This window comes from Planococcus halocryophilus (assembly GCF_001687585.2).
GTDB lineage: Bacteria > Bacillota > Bacilli > Bacillales_A > Planococcaceae > Planococcus > Planococcus halocryophilus.
In genome coordinates this window covers 739906-758013 of sequence record NZ_CP016537.2, presented here as the reverse complement: position 1 = coordinate 758013, position 18108 = coordinate 739906, and the positions used below count along the sequence as shown (strand labels likewise).

The window sequence follows — 18108 nt, the reverse complement described above, 5'->3', positions numbered from 1 at the left end:
TCGAATGTCAAAATATTAATCTGAATATTTTGACATTAAAATTTTATTAATATAGAGATTCACTGCGAACTAATACTTTTTAGAAATGCCTTTTATTTTAACGTACTTTATCTATCTTCAAAAAAAGTATTAGTCGTTCGATTTTTAAGTTTTTTTAAAAAAAAGTTAAGTATTTTATGTCACGTCGTGATATAGTCAAGGTGTGACATATAGAAAAGAGGGACAATAAATGGATACTCAAAAAATGTTAAAAAAGTATGTGCCCATGACGGAAACTGCTTTTTATATCTTGTTGTCTTTAACAACGCCTCGCCATGGTTATGGCATTATTAAACATGTAGAAGATCTTACAGCGGGAAGACTTATCCTTGGATCAGGCACTGTATATGGCACCTTAACAAAAATGCAAAAAGATGGTGTCATCGTAGTGTTCGCAGACGAACAACGAAAAACGGTTTATGAAATCACCTTCACTGGCAAACAATTAATGACTCAAGAAATACAAAGACTAAAAGAGTTACATCAAAATGCACTGACTTTTGAGGAGGATTTCCAATGAAGAAAATGTATAGACCTTTCTGGAGCTATGATGTTAAAAAAACCGAAGCTTGGTTGTCACAAATGGCGAATAATGGCCATGTCTTCGAAAAATTGAATCGATGGACGCACTGCTTTTATTTTAATGAAGGTGCTACTGAATCACGAGTTTTCCGTATTGCCTATGACAAATTTAAATCCCCTACGCTTGCCTCAACGTTACAAAACGATGGTTGGGAAATGGCTGGGCTAGCTGGAAAATGGCAAATTTCAACGAATAGGCAACCTGAAGAGACAATTAAAAATTCTCCAACTAGAGACGGTATTATTAAGCACAACCAAACAATTACATATGTGTTTTTTGGACTTTTATTTTATTTACTTTCTATATTAATTGCCCCTATTTCTTTAGCTTTTTCGTACATATTTACGGATGAAGCTATTGTTGTAGAAGAAAGCCCTTATTGGATTTTGACGTATTTATTTTTTGCATTAGTCATTGGTTTAGTTGGGCTGGGCATTTATTCGATTATCAAAATTGCAAAATCGAATAAAAACCTTAGAGATCCACTAATCCTAGAGACTCTTCCAAGGGGTAAGAGAATCGACAAACAGCAAGAAAGAGAACTGAAACGTTCAGGACACAGGGTAAGCAAAATTCGATTCGCTTGGATGTATTCTCCTGACAAACTGGAAAATTGGCTAGAGTCGATGGAACAACGTGGATTCAATTTGTATCGCGTCAATCAAATCGGCATGATTTTTCACTTTACAACAGGCGATCCGCGTCGCATGGCTTATAAAGTCGATTACCAACGTCAACCCCCTGCAAGTTATTTTTCTATTCATCAAGAAGCCGGCTGGTCTAATTGCTTTAACTCCATTTCTAATTTAGAAAAGTGGACCATTTGGAGTCAAGAATACAAAGAAAATCAAGAGCGACCACAATTTTATAGCGATGATTCGACTCGAATCAAACAGACGAAAAAGATGGTCCTTACGTATACTGCCTTCTTTTTACCTTTTACACTTTTGTATACTTACTTTCTATTTAACAGTTTGAGTAGACAAACAGGGTTTTCTCAGTGGTTATCGTGGGGGACTTTTGCATTTGCCCTATGTATTTTTGTTTATGGATCCTTGTTAGTCAAACTCTGGATGTATTATATACGTTTGAAAAAACTAGTCACAATTTGAAAATTATATAGTTATCCCTAGTTTAGGTAAAAGAAAAAAGACTATAGACCACTCGAATACTTCGAGCTTGTCTATAGTCTCACTCCATTCACACTCGCTGTGAATGGAGTTTTTCTGCTTGTTAGACGAAAAATGGAATGAATATACTAGCGAGTAGAAGAATCAGCGCACCACCGAGACGAGAAGAGATTTGCGCGAACGGCATTAATTCCATTCTGCGAGCTGCCGACAATACAGCAACGTCTCCTGTCCCACCCATATTCGCCATGCAAAGACCAGCTGTAATAGCAGCTTCAATTGGATAGAAGCCCATGAATTTCCCAACGATTCCCGAGCCGATTACTGCGCCTATAACTACAGCAAGGACGATTAAAACATATTGAATGCTTAAGGCATCTAAAACTGCCGCTAAATCTGTATAAGCGACACCAATACCAATTAGTAATGCATTGGTCCAGTTTCTTGCGACGAATTCATACCACTGGCTTGCACCTTCTACAATAATTTCGGGCATCACATTTGCTACTTTTAATCCTGCAACTAAGATAATCATGATTGCATAAGGATGCAACGGAATCACATCACCCAGTAAATTCCCTAATATATAAAACGATACTGCTGCTAAAACCCCCATACCCATTTTAGCTAAACTGTATTCTGGCGACTCTTTTTTCTCGTAATGAAAACCTTTGATTAATTGACCATTTCCCGTCAACGTCGGATATTTTTTACCTATAATGTTTAAGACACTCGCTAAAATAATAGCAAATACATTTCCCAATGCTAAAGCTGGTACTAAAATAGATAAGTAATATCCAGGCTCGTTACCTAGCATTTCCGAATACACTTGAGACATTGGCACAGCACCTGCACCCATACCTCCGCCCATAATCGGCATCGCAATAACTAACACGGCATCTTGAATACTAAATCCAAGTAACAGTCCAACGATTGCCGCCAGTGCGACAGCACCCGCAACAGCTGCAAGCAATGGCAAAGCATAACGAACTCCTGCTTTTACCAATACCTTTGACTCCATCCCTAGAATACTGCCGGTAATTAATGCCGCAATATAAAAGTTTAAGAAATCTCCGTCTTTCATAAATTCGGTAATTAGTGTTGAAGTTGTTTCAGGCATTAACCCACTGTAAACCATGTAAGCAGATCCAAAAATTGCGACGATGGCACCACCACCTAAAAATGTTCGAACAATTGGTGTGTGATCTCCAATCCATCCAAGTAATTCACCCAGAACCATAATAATTAATAATGCACCAATCATGCCTGCTGGCAAATTATCTGTATACATGGCGTAAAGAGCAATCGCCGCAAAAATAGCAAACCACAAAATTGGGATATTAAAAATTGAAAAGGATCCTAAATTCTTTCTTACCGGCAAACTTGGCGATGTGTTTCGTTTTTTTTCTTCCATTCCTGTCAACTCCGTCCTATTTTCTTAGCCTATAAGTTGTTTAACTAACTGGCATCTTTTATCAGAAAGCGCTTTCAATTAACTACTTACTCCATGTTAGTTAAATAGTCTGAAAACAAATACCTTATGAAAGTATTGGACTTATTGTAATTAAAAAAAGCAGCCACGATGGCTGCTTTCACAAATAAGGGGCAATAAGGTATTGATTGGATTTGATTACTTTGTATTGATAAATAGGTCGACCGATTCCATACACAAGGTGTTCTTCTAAATAACCGATTTCTGTGAGGAATTTCAAGTACTTTCTAACGGATACGCGGGAAATACTGCTGATTTCGGCGATATCTTCTGTGGAAAAAATAGGTGAATCATCTTTTCCCATCAAGTCGATAATTCGCTTTAGAGTCGCTTTTGTCAGTCCTTTAGGTATAATGCTCTTACGTTGAACAGGCTTGTTCTTTTTCCTTAGCATGCAATCCAGTTCTTGCTGACTTACTTTGTTTTTATGATCCAGATTATAATAATCCGTTTTGTATTGCATAAGCGACTCTTGAAAACGACTAAATTCAAAAGGCTTGATTAAGTAGTCAATGGCACCAAGTCTTAATGCTTGTTGAATTTGATTCATTTCGGAAGCGGCTGTGATTAAAATAACGTCGACGTCCTCTTTTTCCTCACGAAGCCTTCTCAAAAAATCCAATCCACCCATAACAGGCATGTGAATATCAAGCAATAATAAATCGACTTTTGTTTGAGTGAGTAGTTCCAGCGCTATAGCTGGATTAGACGCATGACCAATTACTGTAAATCCATCAACTTTGTTGACATATTGACGATTTAGCTCTGCTACCATAGGATCGTCTTCTATAATCAGGACTTGAATCACTCGATTTCACCTCCAGCTCCAAATGGCACAATTACGGTAAACCTTGTTTGATTTTTATCAGATAAGAGATCAATAGAACCGTTTAACTTTTCAACACTACGTTTAGCTAAATACAATCCAAACCCTCTATTCTTTCCATTTTTTGAGGATACACCTTTTGAGAAAATGGTCTCTTGCATCGTATAAGGGATCCCCGGTCCAGAATCCGCTATGATCACTTCCAATAATTCATCGATATATGAAAGAGACATATCCACAACTCGGCTCTCTTCTGTTTTCACGCTGTCGATGGCATTGTCAATAACATTTCCTACTATCGTAATGAGTTCATGTGTCACATCAGGATTCTTTGACTTAGGAATTTCTGTTTCACATTCAATCAGCAGTTCGACATGCTTTTCTCTTGCGTAACTGATTTTCCCAATGATAAAACCAGAAAGCACAGGGTCTTTTATGTGTTGGGTCACTGCACCCACTTCTTTTGCTTGATAGTCTGTTAGCTTGGCTATGAATTGCTGAACTTGTTCATATTCCTCTAGCTTGATCATACCAAGTAACACATGCAATTGGTTCATAAATTCGTGAGATTGTGCGCGCAATGTATCTGCATATAATCGAATCCCAGTCAGTTGTTCTGCCAGTAAATTGACTTCTGTTTTATCTCGGAATGTAGCAATGGCACCAATCACTTTTCCATTAACGATAAGAGGCACTCGATTTGAAATGACAGAAACACCATTGAAGTTTTGCTCTTCATCCAACTCCGGCTCTATTTTTACCAACATTTGTTCAAGCATTGCTCCCGGTAGAAATTCATCAATGCTCATGCCAAGAGGTTCTTGTTCCGTCAATCCTGCTTTTTGAAAAATCCTTCTTGCTGATGCGTTTACCATAACAATCTTAGATTCCAAATCAATTGCAATAACCCCTTCATAAACCGATTGTAACATTTGGTTTCGCTCTTCGTGAATACGTGCAATAGCATATGGCTCTAAGCCAAATAAACTTCGCTTAATATACCAAGCTAACCAAAATGCACCGACTACACCAATTAATAAACCAATAATCGAGCCGGTCAAAATCTTGATTTGGCTACGTCGAATTGCTGATTGGACTTCTTCAAGTGAAATTCCTACAGCCACCGCTCCCAATATGTTGCCTTCATCGTCAACTATGGTCGTAAAAGAACGCAACGATTTTCCAAGCGTCCCTTCTGAGCGTGATATATAGTTTTCACCTTGGAATGCTCGTTTTTCATCGCCACCCATAAATGCTTTTCCGATATTTTCTGGATCTGGGTGTGATCTTCGCAAGCCATTCATATCTATAACGACGACAAATAATACATCTGTAGCTTCTTGTATACTCTGTGTATAGTCTTGGATTTTCGGTGCTGTTTCAGGCATTAACAATCCACTTTTCACTATTTGCGATTCTGCAACTATTTGCGAAGTGTTATCCGCTTTTTGCTCTAGTTGGTTTTCTATACTTTCACTTGTGGAATTCGTAATTAGAAGAATAGTAATAGTTAAAGAAATTAATACCACAAGACAAATAAAGAAAATAATAATTGAGCTCAGTTTAAAACGCGGTGATTTCATTTAATGTCTCTCCGTTCTGCTTAACACTTACAACTTCTATACAACCTGAAACTTTTCACTTTAGCCATTCTACTATATATTTTCTCCATTTTTTATAAACTTATCTTATTTATTCAAATGACAGGTTTACATTTTGATGAAAACTTAATTATACTATTAGTAAAAAATCGGTAGTTTTTTAAATAATCACATAAATCCGCTATTTTCATGCAAAAAAACCCGCACAGATAAAATTCTATCTGTGCGAGTTTTGAACTTTTACTCTAGTTAAGCTAATTTTTGCCCACAGTTTGGACAGAAATTTGCACCTTCATTTTTTTGTCCGCAGTTTGGACAGAATTTCGGCACCGTTTTTTCACCACTTGTTGTTTGACTGCTTGAATCATTTCTCGTTGAAGCAGTACTTTGCTGTTTGTTGGTACCTGCCTCTTTTTGGTCGTCCATCATTTCTTTCGCAATGTTCATGCCCATCATCATGCCGGCCATATCTGAGGCGGTATTCGACCCAGTTGATTTGCCCATGGCGTCTGCCACAGAAATTTGTTGGTATTTCGAGACGTCGCCGACCATGCCATGCGACGCACTTTTATTGATCATATCTTGAATTTCCTTCGGATAGTTAAAGCTCATCACTTGGAAACGCGTCACTTTCATGCCGTCATCCATTAACTGCATATTTAAGTCGTCTTGAATGCCTTGTCCAATTTCATGCGCATTGGCCTGCAAGTTGAACATATCTTTCCCTTCTTTACTAATCCACCGCATTAAGAGTTGATCCAGAATCGCCGTGATCCGGATCTTTACATCCTCCACTAAATAACTGCTTCGGACTCCCGCAATTTTATCGATCAAGCCAATATAATCGCTTACTTTAAACTGGAATGTACCATTCGCACGAATTGGCATGCCGCCTGGAAGCTGTGGTGATGGGATATTGATTGGGTTTTGCGTCCCCCATCTGACAGTAAATTCTTTTGTATTTACAAACAGTACCTCAACACGCATACCACTATTAAAACCAAAACGGAAGCCTTTTAAAGTCGATAAGAATGGCACGATTTCTGATTCGATATCGTACTCGCCTTCGTCTTCAAAAATCCCTTCGATTTTGCCGTTATTCATAAAGATAGCGTCTTGGCCAGGACGAATAATGAGCTTACTGCCTTTTTTCACTTCATTATTGTTCCATTTCCAAAAGATCATATCTTCTCTAAATTCTTCCCACTCCACTACATCTGAAAATTGATTGCCGAAAAAACCCATTCTGTTCATTCCTTCCTTTGGTTCAATCCATTCTTAAAAATTCCGGCCTCCGCCACTAAATGAACGTCCGCCACCAGTGCTGCCACCTCCGCCAAATCCACCGCCTCCACTATTGCTCTTCGGAACTTTCCGACGCGATACGGTTTTGTTGCGAAATTGGTCTCTCGTCCCAGTAACTCTTGTATGATCGCTGTCAACATACGTGCTAGCCGTTGTCGTGACACGTCCACCTGAGTTGTAGAGCATAAAGCTAACAACCATTCCACCTAGTAGTAACGCAATGCCTAGTTGAAACCAGTTTTTAAAGAAGATGTTTTCCGGGTTGACCCCTGGACGGAACTCCATATACCGACTCGAAGTAATCACCGTCTCCTGAAAAGCATCCGCATAGTCGCCATTTTGCATTTCAGTAATAATTCGATCTAGCACCAAATCGACGCGTTCGTTATCCAGTGTTGTTTCAGCCGTTCCAAAACCAGCTAAGTACACATCACGTGTAGCGATATTCATCGTTAGCAGAACCGCATTTTCTTGATTGTTTTGAACTGCCCACTCGTCAAAAAAATCCCCCATGTACGTAACAATATCTGGTGACTGTTCATCTGTAGTAGTTAAAAATAAAAAGTCTGCGTTTTGTTTCTGACTGTATTCTGTAGCGACAGCTTCCAATTCAGCAATCTCCGACTCACTTAACAAGTTGGCCTCATCGTAAATGTGCTGATCCGTCGCAGCAAATACAGTAATGCCACCTATGCCAGTAAATAGTAGCATTAAACACATCGCTAGTAATGTCTTTACTTTAAAAGTGCTCACCAAAAAACACCTCCCACAGCAAACGAAATTGCTTTTACGATAGCAAATGTGGAAGCTGCGATTGCCGTGAACCAGGCTATGACTTTGAATGCACTAATCGGTGGCTTGCCGACCACTTTACCGGTTTGACCGTTCATCGCAAAAGTATGTTCTTTGTTATCAAAGTCGTAATAAACCATCCATACGGGAAGCAGCGTATAGTAGACGTTTTTTTTGTTGGTGTGAATTTGCTTCTGAGTATAGCTAACGGTTGAGTATCCTGAAATGGTGCTGCCTATATACGAATCGATATACGGAACGATTTTCGATTCGATTCGCGAGAACAATGCTTCATCATCATAATCGTATTTTTCCGCAAGATAGCCTGCTAAATAAGGCATTTTAAAATCTTTCAGCTCTCCGTAGTTATAAGGTTCCAGTTTATCCATCAACTCATCGTCCATTTTCTCTGATGCATCTGCTGGTACTTTTAAATAGCTGAGATCTAGTTCCCGGCGAACATCATAAAAATCGGTCTCTGTGTAAATCGTGTCGCCTGTCGTATAGCTACGAACTCTCGTTGCGAGTGCAGCTACGTCAGCTTTTCCTTCAATATCATATAACCAAAATGGCACATACATGCCTGTCATTTTTTTAATGCGATCTCCACTTGTAAATCCTCTCGGCGTTAATCTACCGTTTTTTGTCCATTTTTTAAAAGCAGCGACAGCTTCTTCCTTACTAATGGTAAAAGGAATCACTTTAGCAGGAGCCAAGTCACCCGTCAGCCGATCCGCTAATAACACCGGTGCACCACAAAAACTACAATGGGTTGCGGTGGTTTCTGCTTCTGTTAAAATAACCGCTCCGCAGTTTTCACAATGGTATTCTTTCGCTTCATCTGGATCGAACTTCCGAATAATATTCATTTCCGGAAATGTTTCGATGTCATCTTGTCTGCCACAGTTCGGACAGGAAAGATGGCCTGATTCACTGTCGTATGCCATATCCGAGCCACAGTTTGGACATTTATATTGAATGACCACTCTATCCGCCCCCCTTTAGCTCACAAGAACATATTGTCTAACAATCATCATTTGTCTTTGCCTAATTGAGTTTTTAATGCTGCTAATTCATCATCTACATTGATGCCTGCTTTTAGCGATTCCAACTCGTTATCAACAGATGAGTCGTTGTCGTATTTTGATGCTAAATCTTTAATATCAGTTCCCGATCTTTTATTTAATTCGGACATAGCATTTGCTTTATCAAGCTCCTGGTTGATTTTTTGTTCCATTTTATCAAAAGCAGAAATTCGTTCGCCTGCTCCATCGGCTGACGATGCAAAATCGTTCATGCGTTTTTGTGTTTTCGCTACAGCCGCTTTGCCTTTTAGTTCTGAGCGACGAGATTCAAGTTCGCCGATATCCGCTTCCAACTTGTCATGCATTTGGCGCATTTGCTGAGTGTTAGCAGCTGCTAGTTCGACAGCAGTCTTTTTGTCTGTTAGTTTTTCCGAAAGCTCTGCTTTACGCTGCAAAAATTTACGGGCATCGTCTTCATTGCCTGCCTCTAATGCTTTTACGGCATAGCGCTGCATATCATCGATTTCTTTTTCAACTTCACCAAGTTCACGGCGTTCTCGTTTTTCAGCTGCCATAATCGCAGCTGTTTCTGATTTCACTTTACCCAAGTCGCTATTCAAGTCACGCAAATACTGATCAATCATTTTCTCCGGATCTTCCGCCTTGTCTAAAAGTGCATGAATATTGCTCGTCATAATATCTTTAAATCGCTTTAAAATTTCCATCATTATTCTCCTCTTTTTGTGGTTTTTTGGGACTACCAAGCAGTCTTTCTTATTGAAAGATTACCCTTTACCTGTAAAGATTAAGCCTGCAAACCGTTCATACTGCTTCCTGTTGAATATGCAAGACGCAAAGATTTCTCCCTTACAGTATAACCGATTGTCGCCTTTAGGTAATCTGTATAAGTAGAAAATTCAGTCAATCCTATTTCCACTTACATTATTCACTGGCACTGTTTTGCTGTTCCCAAGCTGGCAATGTGTGTGATAGGGTTTTATCTTCTTTATAACCTAAAGCATATTCTGCTTGCATAATGGTATGGATTTCACGTGTTCCTTCATAAATAACTGGTGCTTTCGAGTTACGTAAATAGCGACTCACTGGATATTCATCGGAATAACCATAAGCGCCGTGAATTTGAAAAGCATCATCTGCTGCTTTATAGGCAAAGTCACATGCTTGCCACTTCGCCAATGAGGTTTCGCGTGTATTGCGTTTCCCTTGATTTTTCAGCTCACCCGCACGATAAACGAGCAGACGGCTCATTTGAAATCCAGCTTCCATGTTCGCAATCATTTGTTGAACAAGCTGATGACGTCCGATTTCTTTGCCGAATGTTTGACGTTGTCGGCAATAACTCACACTCGCTTCTAAGCATGCCATGATTTGTCCCACCGCTCCTGCAGCAACGGTGAATCGTCCATTATCGAGCGCTGACATCGCGATTTTAAATCCTTCTCCTTCTTTCCCTAGCAAATTCTCTTTTGGTACTTTGACATCTTCGAAAAACAGTTCCCCGGTATTACCTGCGCGAATTCCGTGTTTGCCTTTAATCGCTTTAGAAGAAAATCCTGGCCATGTGCGTTCGACAATAAATGCAGAAATGGCACTATGTTTTTCTGTCTGGTTACCTGTATAAGCAAATACGATAAAATGATCTGCTACATCGCATAACGAAATCCAAGTTTTCTGTCCGTTTAGCAAATAATGATCGCCTTGCATTACAGCGGTCGATTTCATCGCTGCCACATCTGACCCAGCACTTGGTTCCGTCAATCCAAAAGCTCCGACTTTCTCGCCTTTCGCTTGCGGGATTAAATATCGCTGCTTTTGTTCTTCTGTTCCCCATTGAAGAATGGTCAAGCTATTCAACCCCGTATGAACTGAAACGGCGGTGCGAAATGCCGTGTCCCCACGTTCAAGTTCTTCGCAAACAATTGCGAGCGAATTATAATCCATGCCACTGCCGCCGTAAGCTTCTGGAATGCAAACGCCCATCAATCCAAGGTCTGCGAGTTTACCGTAAATGGCAGGATCTGATTTACCTGTACGGTCCCATTCTTCGATAAACGGCATAATTTCTTTATCCACAAATCCGCGTGTTGTATTTCGTAGCATTTCCTGTTCTTGTGTAAATGAAAAGTCCATGATCGATCGCCCCTTTTTTTATGATTGCTGTGTGAACTATCCGCCTTAAACGTCCTCCCTATGTCCACCTGGATTTGGTGGATGGTTTGTGTATTTTGATGTCTTTCATTGCCCTTGGCATTTTCCACATCCACTTTCCGTATAACTACCATACAAAAAAGCCAGCCCAAAAAGACAACAGCGAAACTGCTTGTCTGGATGAACTGGCTTTTATCTACGAACAAAGCTTCAGAAAAGAAGTTTTGGCAGACTAGGCAGCATTGAGAGGTAAGGTTCAAAGTTAATCATAGAAAACAAACGCCTTCATGTTCTGATGCGTTTCTTATTGTCACTGTAATACAGAAAACAATATTTGTAAATGAAAATAACGAACTAGTTCGAATAGTTTGTTATAAAATCGGATTGATCATTATTCTTTAGTAGGTGCTGACTGCTGGTCCTGTATTCTTCCTGCTGTCCCTTTTCTCGTAATTCTTATCACTCTGCTTCCAAAGATTTACTTGTTGTTTACCCATCGAAGCGTAACCTAATCATGTTTCTTAAGCTATTGCTGTTTGAATTTGTGTTTTTAGTAAGAAGAGGATTATGCTATGTATAGTTTTTCATCAGTTAATAAGAATCGAGGGAAAATAGGATGTATAACAAAAAGCAAAGTAATATTAAAGTGGTCATCGGCGGATTGCTGCTAGCCATTTTAGTAGCAGCGATGGATAACACAATTGTCACTACAGCTCTTCCATCAATTGTAGGAGAACTTGGCGGAGTGGATAAATTTGTTTGGGTTACCTCAGCTTATTTAGTAGCGCAAATGGCAGGGATGCCAATTTTCGGTAAACTGTCGGATATGTACGGACGTAAACGATTTTTCATTTTTGGTTTGGTCGTCTTTATGATTGGATCGGTTCTATGTGGTACTGCCGACACCATCAATGAATTGATCATTTACCGCGCGATTCAAGGAATTGGTGGCGGCGCGTTAATGCCAATTGCATTCACGATTATGTTTGATGTTGTTCCTTTAAAACATCGCGGCAAAATGAGTGGCATGTTCGGTGCTGTATTTGGCATTTCCAGTGTCTTCGGACCATTACTTGGCGCTTATATTACAGAATACATCAATTGGACTTGGGTTTTTTATATCAACATTCCCCTTGGTTTAATCGCTTTTATCATGGTCGCATTTTTCTATAAAGAGTCTCTCGAACATGCTAAGCAAAAAATCGACTGGCTTGGCGCTTTTACTTTAGTGGGTGCTGTTGTCTCCTTAATGTTCGCAGTTGAACTCGGTGGCAAAGAATTCGCTTGGGTGTCTCCTCAAAGCTTCGGCTTATTCGCTAGCTTTGCAGTGTTAACAACTATCTTTATCATAGCTGAGCGTCGCGCGGCAGAACCTGTTATCGACTTTAGTATGTTTAAAGAGCGCTTGTTTGCAACAAGCGGACTTATCTCTATATTTAGCGGGGCCGCTTTCATTACCGCTTCTGTTTACATTCCTTTCTATATTCAAGGCGTTCAAGGTGGCGACGCGACGAATGCAGGATTTGTTCTACTTCCTATGATGGTCGGGTCAGTTGTTAGTGCTTCTATCGGCGGGGCTTTGATGACTAAGTTTAACTATCGCTCGTTCTTGATTCCTACACTTGCTTTATTGACAGTCGGAATGATTTTGCTTGCAACATTATCTATTGATACTTCTAGATTTATGGTTGTGCTATTTATGATTCTCGTTGGACTTGGCATTGGCGCATCGTTCTCGGTGATTCCTTCAGCCGCAATCCATCCATTTTCGATTCGGAAGCGTGGTGCGGCAACGTCCACGGTCAGCTTTTTGCGAACATTCGGTATGACCATTGGTATTACGGTTTTTGGGATTATCCAAAGCCAATTGTTCACGCGAAACTTAACGGAAAGTTTCGGTGCAGAGGCAGCCAAGTTTTCAGGTGATTCTCGTGCACTACTTTCTCCTGAAGCACGTGCGAACATCCCTTCCGAAATTACAGATCAATTAATAGCTGCTTTATCTTCTTCTATATCAAGTACTTTCTTTTGGGCTATCGTTCCTGCTTTTCTTGCACTTTTGTCAGCATTTTTGATGAGCAAAGAAAAACTTGCAGATAAGATTGAGTAACGTATTTCTATTGAACTTCTCCTAGTAATCTATTCTTTTTCCCCATCTCAAGTAGTAAGTAGATGGGGAATTTTTTTGTTGTCATTTTCACAAAAATAAATTTCAGAAAATTACGATAATAATTTGACTGAATCTTTATAAAGTAATATGGTTATACATATAAGTATATAACCTTACTACTCTATTAGTTAAGGAGGTGTTTTTAGTGAGTAATGTGTTTGATTCGAATAAGCCGATTTTTTTGCAAGTTCGTGAATTAATCGAAGACCAAATCGTGAATGATCAACTAAAAGAAGGCGATCAAGCACCGTCAACCAATCAACTTGTCAGCTTTTATAAAATTAATCATGCTACCGTTTCTAAAGGGATCAACCAGTTGGTAGAAGAAGGTATTTTATATAAGAAAAGAGGAATTGGCATGTTTGTCGCAGAAGGCGCTAAACAAACCTTGATGGGACAACGAAAAGAGGCATTTGTCGCTAATTACGTCCAAGGTCTTGTTCAAGAAGCAAATAAGCTTGGCATTACGCAAGTTGAAATCATCAGACTGATCAAAAACACGAAAGGACGTGAAGTTTGATGGCTACCGAAGGTAAATTGAGCAATGTTACATTGAAATTCCGAAAATCAGAAGCGTTAAAAGATATTTCCCTAACATTTGAACCGGGTAAGATTTATGGTCTTATTGGACGTAATGGTGCTGGTAAAACTGTCCTTCTTTCCTTGCTAGCCGCATTTCGAGAACCGACTACAGGACAAGTAGAAATTGATGGAGAACCTGTCTTTGAAAACGCTGATAAAATGCAACAAGTTTCGTTTATTTACACCAAAAATTATGAAGAAGAATATGAGAATATTCCATTAATACTGAAGTTTTCGGAACGCTATAGACCGAACTTTGATAAAGACTATGCACATCGTTTGCTAAAGCGCTTTAAGCTACCATTAGATAAGCCGATTAACAAATTGTCTAAAGGTATGCAGGCAGCATTAAACGTGGTGATTGGTCTCGCAAGCCGTACACCACTTACTATCTTCGATGAAGTTTATCTTGGAATGGATGCCCCGACACGCGTAATTTTTTACGAAGAACTTTTAGCAGATCAAGCAGAGTATCCTCGAACCTTTATTCTTTCAACTCATCTCGTTTCAGAAATGGATTATCTTTTTGACCATGTCGTCATTATTCATGAAGGTCGTTTGCTGCTGGATAATGATTATGAAACTATTTCTACTCAAGGCGTTTCGATTACAGGAGCTGTAGACCGGGTCGATGCTTTTGTGTCTGGCAGGAAAATCTTGAACGAGCAAAAACTTGGCGATACTAAATCGGTAATGACTTACGGCGCATTAAGCGAAGAAGATCGGCTTTCAGCACAAGACCAAGGTTTAGCAGTTGGCCCCCTATCTTTGCAAGACCTGTTTATTCATTTAACAGAGGAGGCACATTAACATGAAGCCAGTTAAACTTTATCCCAAAGTCGCAGTTGACCTCTTTACAGAACAGTTAAAATGGAGCTTGTGGTTTTTCTCTTTTGTCACTATTGCTCATATTATTGGGTTGGTAATTGTGGCAATAAACGATGCACGCATTCAAGAGTTTTTCGTCTTCTCGAGTTATTCTGTCGCTATTTTCCTGTTAGTCTGCGGGATTATTTTAGCCTATGGATTTATGGGACAATTTGTTCAACAAGGCATTACTCGTAAAGACCTTTATATTGGGACAGTCATTTCAGTTTTTGCTTTAGCATTAGTGGTCACTCTTATTCCTATTGCGATTACTGGCATTGAATACTTGATCTCTAGTTTTGCGGCATTACCTATCAATACGAATACAGATACAGTATTCGATTTATCATCTGGATGGTTGTTAGCCACATTTACGTTTTTCTTGAATGTCACTACTTATTATTTGATTGGCTGGTTAATTGGGCTTGGCTATTATCGCTTTGGCTGGGTCATTGGATTTGGTTTTATCGCGATTGCGATCGCTGCGCTAAGTCTCAATAGCTTTTTTTGGGTAAACAATTCTGTCGTACCTTGGATCCCCTATAACTCTGTCGGTGCTAGTATTATTCTATCTGTGAGCGGATCATTGATATTGATATCTCTGTTGCTCCTATTTATAAGAATTTTAACTAGAAGAATCACGATAAAATTGTAAATCGTTAAAGACTTTTCCATTGTCCAACTGGGCTTGGGAAAGTCTTTTTTCTTCTCTTTAATAAAATCAATTTTTTGTCTAAAGAAAATAACACTAAATAACTTTCTTTTTCTTGACTCTTACAATATAAACCAATAAATGATAACATTTACTGTATTTGAAATTAGGTAAGAAGAGAGGATGTAATACGTATGACAAAGAAAAGAATTTTAACCCTTTTATTGTTTAGTGCAATAATCTTATCCTTTTTATCTGCCTGTGGAGCAGAAAACCCAAGTTCTACAGTTGATGAATTTTTATCCGCAATTCAAAAAAATAATTTTGAAAAAGCAGGTACATTTGTTCAAGGTGGTACCGATAGCCTCAGTACTGTCCAAGAGGACATAGACAAGGAAGATGAAGAACTTGCTATAAAGATGATTGAAAGCATTTCGAAAGAATATGAATTTGAAAAGCCTGAAGAAGTATCGGTTGATGAAGATAAAGCTGTTGTAAAAGCGGAGATCACTTCACTTGATATGGGTCTCGTTATGACGAGCACGATGGCTGAAATTATGCCCTTAGCATTTGCGAATGCGTTTGAAGAGGATACTCCTGAAACTGAAAAAGCATTTGAAGAAATGGCTAAAAAAATTATGATCAAGTATATTACAGCTGAAGATGCTGCACTCGTTACCCGAACAGTTGAATTCAACTTAGAAAAAGATGAAAATGACAAATTCAAAATTATTGACGATGAAAACTTAGAAGAAGCACTTTTCGCAAACATCTCACAATTAGAAGATATGTTTGGTGAAGAAGATGCCGATGTGACGAGCAACGAAACTTCAGGAGAACAGCCTGAACAAACTTTCGAAACCCTTTCAGTGGTCGCTGAGAATAAAATATACGAGGCAACCCCCATAAATATAACCTTGGAAGAATTATCTTTTAAAAAGGCTATGAATGTATCAGAAGATCAACAATTCGATATTAACAATATGTATACGGACGAACCGGTAGATGATGAATTCAATTACTTTTATATTAAATTTAATGCAGAGAATACAATCGAGAAAGATGTCGCTTTTAATGGCATTAATGAAGTGGTTTTATTCGCAGAGGGTAAACAAGAGAAATTTGACATTGCCTACGATTGGAAAGATTTTATCGATTATGACGAAGCTCAAGATGCTGATTACTATGGTCCCGTCAGTAAAGATGGTGAAGTTGGCGTTGTCATTAAAACCGAGCCTTCTAAAGTAGAAAAAATACGTATTGTATTAAGTGAATCTAGAGACATTAATAGTTATGAAACACTTGCTGAAGAACAAATTATTGAATTTGATATCATTAAATAAGTTCACTTGGAGGTATTGTCATGGAAAAAAAGTGGAGTCTTCGTTTAATACAGTTTTCAGCAGTTTTCGGATTGTTTGGAACGTTTCTAGGTTCTAAAATGGCCGGTGAAATGGATTATGGGTTGCGTCCAGTTCACGCACATATTTTGCTCGTCGGCTGGCTCTCGGTCTTTGCTTGGGGTATATTTTACCGTGTCTATACCATTCGCTTCAAAAAGTTAGTCGCTATACACAGTGTACTTGCAATGGTTGGTGCATTGGCGTTAACTAGCGGTATGTGGATATATAACTTAAATCCATTCAATTGGCATGAGACTTTTGTTACCATCTTTTTCATCGTAGGCGGTAGTTTGCTATTGCTTGCGTTCCTTTTGTTCTTGATCATTACGTTCTTAACCGAAAAAGAATAGAGCGCAAAAACCACTGAAGAACAGCTTTTTCTTCAGTGGTTTTTGTTTTAAGAGTTACCAGTGACAACCTCTCTAGGTTTTAACTTTTGATATTTTGCCAAATAGTTTGTTTTAGTTAAAAACGCTAGAGAATATAAAAAAACGGAATCCCAAAGGAATTCCGTTTTTATTTAACCTTCTACTATTACATTACTTGTACCAGATTGTTTCTTTTTATAAAGAATGGTTACTGCAATCAGCACTAATAAGACGCTTTGTGCACTTAAGGTTTCAACTGTTGGGTAAAAAGCAATAATGCTGATCACCTGTAAATCGTTAATAAATTGCTATACTTTGCGCTTGGACAACTTGTTCGTTTCCCCCCACCCTGCAAGAAAACCGATTAGACTACTTGAATTGCTTCTTTATCATCAGTCTCAACTGCCACTTTTAAATCAGCCAGAATATTTTTTTCAATCTATTTGCTAAAACTCTTTTTTCGTTGCACAATTAAATAAGATTATTCTGAACATACTTAAACTAAAAGGAGGTATATCAAATGACTAAGAAAAAAGCTTTATCTACAGAGCAATACGATGAATTGTTAGCTAGTTTAAAAGATCGATTCGACCAAAATATAGAACGCCACGAATCACTCGAGTGGGAACCCATTCAGCAAAAACTAGAAGCCCATCCGTACAAATTATGGTCACTTTTTGAAATGGAGCGGACAGGCGGAGAACCTGACGTTGTGGGCTACGATCAAGAGAACGATGAATACATTTTTTTTGATTGTTCTGCAGAAAGCCCAAGTGGACGGAGAAGCGTCTGTTACGACCAGAAAGCACTCGATGCACGGAAGAAAAACAAACCTGAAAGTAGCGCGATGACCATGGCTGCTGACATGGGCATTGAACTCTTAACCGAAGAACAATACCGCGCATTGCAAAAGCTTGGCACTATTGATTTAAAAACATCTAGTTGGGTGTTAACACCATCAGAAGTACGAGATCGCGGCGGTGCTTTGTTCTGCGACTTCCGCTATGGCCAAGTTTTTTTGTACCATAATGGAGCAGATTCATATTACGGAGCTAGAGGATTTAGAGGAATGATGAGGGTTTAATAACAAAAAAAGCATCCTGA

At 38.9% G+C, this 18108-nt stretch carries 19 protein-coding genes; 10 read left to right on the top strand and 9 right to left on the bottom strand.

Annotated elements, in window-relative coordinates; translation table 11 throughout:
• Positions 1-229: 229 nt before the first annotated feature.
• Positions 230-559, top strand: a complete 330-nt coding sequence (locus BBI08_RS03790) for a PadR family transcriptional regulator (protein ID WP_008496634.1) — start codon at positions 230-232, stop codon at positions 557-559.
• Positions 556-1734, top strand: coding sequence for a DUF2812 domain-containing protein (locus BBI08_RS03785; protein ID WP_065528508.1), 1179 nt, complete (start codon positions 556-558; stop codon positions 1732-1734). The genes BBI08_RS03790 and BBI08_RS03785 overlap by 4 nt, the downstream gene beginning before the upstream one ends.
• Positions 1735-1855: 121 nt before the next feature.
• Here BBI08_RS03785 and BBI08_RS03780 read toward each other — a convergent pair whose 3' ends face one another.
• The 8 genes from BBI08_RS03780 to BBI08_RS03745 form a co-directional block, all read right to left on the bottom strand.
• Positions 1856-3166: a 2-hydroxycarboxylate transporter family protein gene (locus BBI08_RS03780; protein WP_065528507.1), complete on the bottom strand. Its 1311-nt coding sequence runs from the start codon at positions 3164-3166 to the stop codon at positions 1856-1858.
• 178 nt (positions 3167-3344) lie between these two features.
• The gene (locus BBI08_RS03775) at positions 3345-4052 is read right to left on the bottom strand and encodes a response regulator (protein ID WP_008496631.1); all 708 of its coding nucleotides are present in this window, start codon (positions 4050-4052) and stop codon (positions 3345-3347) included.
• The gene (gene dcuS, locus BBI08_RS03770) at positions 4049-5653 is read right to left on the bottom strand and encodes a DcuS/MalK family sensor histidine kinase (RefSeq protein WP_008496630.1); all 1605 of its coding nucleotides are present in this window, start codon (positions 5651-5653) and stop codon (positions 4049-4051) included. The genes BBI08_RS03775 and dcuS overlap by 4 nt, the downstream gene beginning before the upstream one ends.
• Before the next feature lie 267 nt (positions 5654-5920).
• Positions 5921-6916 carry an SPFH domain-containing protein gene (locus BBI08_RS03765; protein WP_008496629.1) on the bottom strand — a complete coding sequence of 332 codons (996 nt, stop codon included), beginning with the start codon at positions 6914-6916 and terminating at the stop codon, positions 5921-5923.
• Between the two features lie 33 nt (positions 6917-6949).
• On the bottom strand, positions 6950-7729 hold the full coding sequence (locus BBI08_RS03760) for a TPM domain-containing protein (protein WP_008496628.1): 780 nt from the start codon (positions 7727-7729) through the stop codon (positions 6950-6952).
• Positions 7726-8754, bottom strand: a complete 1029-nt coding sequence (locus BBI08_RS03755) for a TFIIB-type zinc ribbon-containing protein (protein WP_065528506.1) — start codon at positions 8752-8754, stop codon at positions 7726-7728. The genes BBI08_RS03760 and BBI08_RS03755 overlap by 4 nt, the downstream gene beginning before the upstream one ends.
• 47 nt (positions 8755-8801) lie before the next feature.
• Positions 8802-9518, bottom strand: coding sequence for a PspA/IM30 family protein (locus tag BBI08_RS03750; protein ID WP_008496627.1), 717 nt, complete (start codon positions 9516-9518; stop codon positions 8802-8804).
• Between the two features lie 217 nt (positions 9519-9735).
• Positions 9736-10944 carry an acyl-CoA dehydrogenase family protein gene (locus tag BBI08_RS03745; RefSeq protein ID WP_008496625.1) on the bottom strand — a complete coding sequence of 403 codons (1209 nt, stop codon included), beginning with the start codon at positions 10942-10944 and terminating at the stop codon, positions 9736-9738.
• Positions 10945-11042: 98 nt separating this feature from the next.
• Here BBI08_RS03745 and BBI08_RS17180 point away from each other — a divergent pair, with 98 nt between their 5' ends.
• The 7 genes from BBI08_RS17180 to BBI08_RS03715 all read left to right on the top strand — a co-directional run bounded on the left by BBI08_RS17180 (position 11043) and on the right by BBI08_RS03715 (position 16986).
• Entirely contained in the window at positions 11043-11198 is a 156-nt protein-coding gene (locus tag BBI08_RS17180) for a hypothetical protein (RefSeq protein ID WP_162138549.1), read from the top strand.
• Positions 11199-11578: 380 nt separating this feature from the next.
• On the top strand, positions 11579-13072 hold the full coding sequence (locus BBI08_RS03740) for an MDR family MFS transporter (protein ID WP_065528505.1): 1494 nt from the start codon (positions 11579-11581) through the stop codon (positions 13070-13072).
• A 205-nt stretch (positions 13073-13277) separates the two neighbouring features.
• Positions 13278-13652 carry a GntR family transcriptional regulator gene (locus tag BBI08_RS03735; protein ID WP_008496622.1) on the top strand — a complete coding sequence of 125 codons (375 nt, stop codon included), beginning with the start codon at positions 13278-13280 and terminating at the stop codon, positions 13650-13652.
• Positions 13652-14524 carry an ATP-binding cassette domain-containing protein gene (locus tag BBI08_RS03730; protein ID WP_008496621.1) on the top strand — a complete coding sequence of 291 codons (873 nt, stop codon included), beginning with the start codon at positions 13652-13654 and terminating at the stop codon, positions 14522-14524. The genes BBI08_RS03735 and BBI08_RS03730 overlap by 1 nt, the downstream gene beginning before the upstream one ends.
• A 1-nt stretch (position 14525) precedes the next feature.
• Positions 14526-15236 (top strand): hypothetical protein, encoded by a 711-nt coding sequence (locus BBI08_RS03725; protein ID WP_008496620.1) that lies wholly within the window; start codon positions 14526-14528, stop codon positions 15234-15236.
• 191 nt (positions 15237-15427) lie between these two features.
• A complete protein-coding gene (locus BBI08_RS03720) occupies positions 15428-16576 on the top strand; it encodes a hypothetical protein (RefSeq protein ID WP_065528504.1) in 1149 nt (382 codons plus the stop codon).
• 20 nt (positions 16577-16596) lie between these two features.
• The gene (locus tag BBI08_RS03715) at positions 16597-16986 is read left to right on the top strand and encodes a hypothetical protein (RefSeq protein WP_065528503.1); all 390 of its coding nucleotides are present in this window, start codon (positions 16597-16599) and stop codon (positions 16984-16986) included.
• 170 nt (positions 16987-17156) lie between these two features.
• Here the strand turns inward: BBI08_RS03715 and BBI08_RS17360 are convergent, their stop codons facing one another.
• Complete coding sequence (locus BBI08_RS17360; RefSeq protein ID WP_008496615.1) at positions 17157-17291, bottom strand: hypothetical protein; 135 nt, start codon at positions 17289-17291, stop codon at positions 17157-17159.
• A gap of 233 nt (positions 17292-17524) precedes the next feature.
• Between BBI08_RS17360 and BBI08_RS03710 the strand changes: the two genes are divergently transcribed.
• Positions 17525-18088: a DUF4256 domain-containing protein gene (locus tag BBI08_RS03710; RefSeq protein ID WP_008496614.1), complete on the top strand. Its 564-nt coding sequence runs from the start codon at positions 17525-17527 to the stop codon at positions 18086-18088.
• Positions 18089-18108: the final 20 nt, after the last annotated feature.